At 69.5% G+C, this 2,416-nt stretch carries 3 protein-coding genes; 1 reads left to right on the top strand and 2 read right to left on the bottom strand.

Going from position 1 to position 2,416, the window contains the following annotated elements:
* Nucleotides 1–301 (bottom strand): ATP-binding protein (locus GUY59_RS46700; RefSeq protein ID WP_442939104.1); only part of this gene is annotated, 301 nt, incomplete at its 3' end.
* 691 nt (nucleotides 302–992) lie between these two features.
* On the opposite strand from GUY59_RS46700, the gene GUY59_RS46695 reads away from it, so the two are divergent.
* A complete protein-coding gene (locus GUY59_RS46695) occupies nucleotides 993–1,412 on the top strand; it encodes a DoxX family protein (RefSeq protein WP_138208793.1) in 420 nt (139 codons plus the stop codon).
* 105 nt (nucleotides 1,413–1,517) lie between these two features.
* Here GUY59_RS46695 and sigJ read toward each other — a convergent pair.
* Nucleotides 1,518–2,416 (bottom strand): RNA polymerase sigma factor SigJ (gene sigJ, locus GUY59_RS46690; protein WP_201762170.1); only part of this gene is annotated, 899 nt, incomplete at its 5' end.

The following is a 2,416-nucleotide window of genomic DNA, read 5'->3' as shown; positions in this document are numbered from 1 at the left end:
GGGTGGGGAGGGTCGGGTCGTTGTCGCAGACCGCCAGCCAGATCGTGGCGGCTCCGGCCCGTACGTTGATCCTTATCCCGGAGGATCCGGACGGCGGCGGGGCCGCGTGCTGGACCGCGTTCGTGACCAGCTCGCTGGTCAGCTCGGCGATCGTCGCCTCGTTGGCGGGGGAGAGGGGCAGCTCCCAGGAGACGAGCATCGCCGACACCCAGCGACGGGCGAGGGAGGACGCGATCGGCGAGCAGGGCAGATCGCACCAGCGGGAGAGCAACCGGGTCGTCGAATCGGTGAGAACGTTCACGGCGCGCTCGCTCTCGCCGGCGGCAAAGGGCAGGTCGGTGTGCCACCGATGCGGGCTGCCCGTCCCACGCCGCCCTCCATGGGGCGCATTGGGACGCGTCCTGCCTCGGGTCTCGGGCGATCAATCGCGAACACGGCGTGGGCTTCTCCCGGATGCCCAAATAATGGGCGCGGTGGTCAAAAAACGGGCGTGCAGCGAGGAAAGCATCGGCCGGAACCAGGCCGTTGTCAATGCGATTGACAGAAAAAGTGGATCACTCGTCATGGCGGCTGAGAAGGCACTCCCGTGATGTCCCGTTTGCACCAAAACGACATATGCCGGGTGTGGGATCGGCCACCCGTCCCACGATCTCTTCCAGGTCGTGGCGGTTCGCTCCTGATGAGGCGACCTCCTGGGCGGCCGGTGACCGAGCCGCCCGCGCGTCGCGACGATCATCACCAGTGCCGCCGTGGTGCCCGCGAGGTGGGCGTCGCGTCGCCGGCTCGCGGGGTCCTGCGGTGTCCGGCGCGGATGAAAGTTTCACAGGCCGGCATATTCACGATTGCGGTGTCCGGCCATTTGGCGCGGATATTCGGCGTCGGTCGGCCGACGTTCCGGTTGCCAACGGCATTGACAATTTCTGGCATTTCCGGAGAACCTGTTTGGGAGCGCTCCCACGATTGTTCGCACCCCCCTTTGAAAGGACACCGCGGTGGATTCACTGATCAAGAATCAGGGGCTCTTCCTGGCTCTGTACCGGATCGTGATAGGGCTGCTGTTCGCCTGCCACGGCGCGGCGACGCTCTTCGGCGTGCTCGGCGGTCCGCACGGCGCGGCGCCCGGCATCGGGCAGTGGCCCGGCTGGTGGGCGGCGCTGATCCAACTGGCCGGCGGCGTCCTGGTCATGCTGGGCCTGGGCGCACGTGCCGCCGCCGTGATCTGCTCGGGCAGCATGGCCTACGCCTATTTCTTCGTCCACCAGCCGCAGGCGCTCTTCCCGATCCAGAACGGCGGGGAGAAGGCCGCGCTCTTCTGCTGGGGGTTCCTGCTCGTCGCCGTACTCGGCCCGGGACGCTGGGCGCTGTCCACGCTCCTCGCGCCCTCGCGGCCGCTCGCCCACGAAAGACGATGACCGGGAGCATATGACCGCCCTGGTGATTCGCCGCCCGGGGCGCTATTTGTGGCCGCCGGGATTTCCGGCGTACCGGAAATTCGGATAACGCGGCCGGGTCGAATTTCAGCCCGTCGTCCACGGCCGGAGTTTGTCGGGGTTCAGCACGGCCCAGATGCGTTTGATCCGCTCGCCCGCGACGTCGAACGCCAACACCACGACGGTGGCGCCGTCCTGCTGGGCCACCAGTCCGGGGCGGCCGTTGACCGTACGCTCCAGGATGACCACGTCGGGCGCAAGTCGGGAGATCTCGACGAAACGCCGCGCGAGGCGCTCGCGGCCCCTGATCGGGCGGACCACGGCGTCGACGACCCCGCCGCCGTCGGCGATGCCCGTCACGTCGGGGTCGAGCAGGTTGACGAGGGCGTCGATGTCCTTGGCCTCCCACGCCTGCCTGAACTCCCTGACGAGGCCGGCCTGCCGGGCCGCGGGAGCCGCCGGCGGCTGCGCGGCGCGGACGCGGCGGCGGGCCGAGGAGGCCAGCCGGCGGCAGGCCGCCGGAGTGCGCCCGACGATCTCGGCCACCTCCGCGAAGGGGTAGCGGAAGACGTCGTGCAGGATGAACGTCACCCGCTGCGCCGGGGTCATGGATTCGAGCACGACGAGGAAGGCCATGTTGACCGACTCGTCGAGGGTGACCCGGTCGGCCGGGTCGCTCGCGGCGGCGTCCGTACGGCCGGCGTCCCACTCGCCGTGTTCCGGCAGCGGCTCGGGAATCCATGAGCCCACATAGCGCTCACGGCGGGCCCGCGCCGAGCCGAGCAGGTCCAGGCAGATGCGGCTGGCCACCGTCGTCAGCCAGGCCCCGGGGGTGTCGATGGCGTCCTGCCGCTGCCGGGACATCGCGTACCAGCGGGCATACGTCTCCTGCACGACGTCCTCCGCGTCGGCCAGGGATCCGAGCAGCCGGTAGGCGAGGTTGATCAGGTGACGCCGCTCGCTCATGATCTCGTTCGGACCGGGGC

The organism is Nonomuraea sp. K271, from assembly GCF_009908215.1.
Classification (GTDB): Bacteria; Actinomycetota; Actinomycetes; order Streptosporangiales; family Streptosporangiaceae; genus Nonomuraea; species Nonomuraea longispora.
This window is presented reverse-complemented; position numbering and strand designations above follow the sequence as displayed.